We start from the raw sequence: 831 nt of genomic DNA, 5'->3' as shown, positions 1-831 counted from the left end.
GGACCCACCACTTCTTGACGCGTGGCCGACCGCGCGGCTAGGTTTCTTGAATCGTTTCATGAAGGAGATTCATGTCTGACGTTCCAGCCGTGAAGGCGGCCCTCAAGAGCCAGGCGGTCGAGACGCCGTCATGGGCGTACGGCAACTCCGGAACCCGGTTCAAGGTCTTCGCCCAGCCCGGTGTGCCGCGCTCCCCCCAGGAGAAGCTGGACGACGCCGCCCAGGTGCACGCCCTCACCAAAGTGGCGCCCACCGTCGCCCTCCACATCCCCTGGGACCGGGTCGAGGACTACGGGGCGCTCGCCAAGTACGCGGAGGAACGCGGCCTGAAACTCGGCGCCATCAACTCCAACGTGTTCCAGGACGACGACTACAAGCTGGGCTCGGTCACCCACCCCGACCCGGCGGTCCGCCGCAAGGCGCTGGACCACCTCCTGTAGTGCGTCGACATCATGGACGCCACGGGCTCCCGCGACCTCAAGCTCTGGTTCTCCGACGGCACGAACTACCCCGGCCAGGACGACATCGCGGCCCGCCAGGACCGCCTCGCCGAGGCCCTGCGCGCCGTCTACGACCGCCTCGGCGACGACCAGCGCATGCTGCTGGAGTACAAGTTCTTCGAGCCCGCCTTCTACACCACGGACGTCCCGGACTGGGGCACCGCCTACGCCCACTGCCTGAAGCTCGGCCCCAAGGCGCAGGTCTGCGTCGACACCGGCCACCACGCCCCCGGCACCAACATCGAGTTCATCGTCGCCCTCCTCCTGCGCGAGAAGAAGCTCGGCGCCTTCGACTTCAACTCCCGCTTCTACGCGGACGACGACCTCATGG

1 pseudogene is annotated in these 831 nt (G+C 67.4%); it reads left to right on the top strand.

What is annotated here, in order from left to right:
- Positions 1-71 precede the first annotated feature (71 nt).
- A pseudogene (locus CCN37_RS37855) lies at positions 72-831 on the top strand (TIM barrel protein); the annotation flags it as partial.

The sequence above is a fragment of the Allokutzneria sp. NRRL B-24872 genome (assembly GCF_002155965.1).
In the GTDB taxonomy this organism is placed as follows: domain Bacteria; phylum Actinomycetota; class Actinomycetes; order Mycobacteriales; family Pseudonocardiaceae; genus Allokutzneria.
This window is presented reverse-complemented; position numbering and strand designations above follow the sequence as displayed.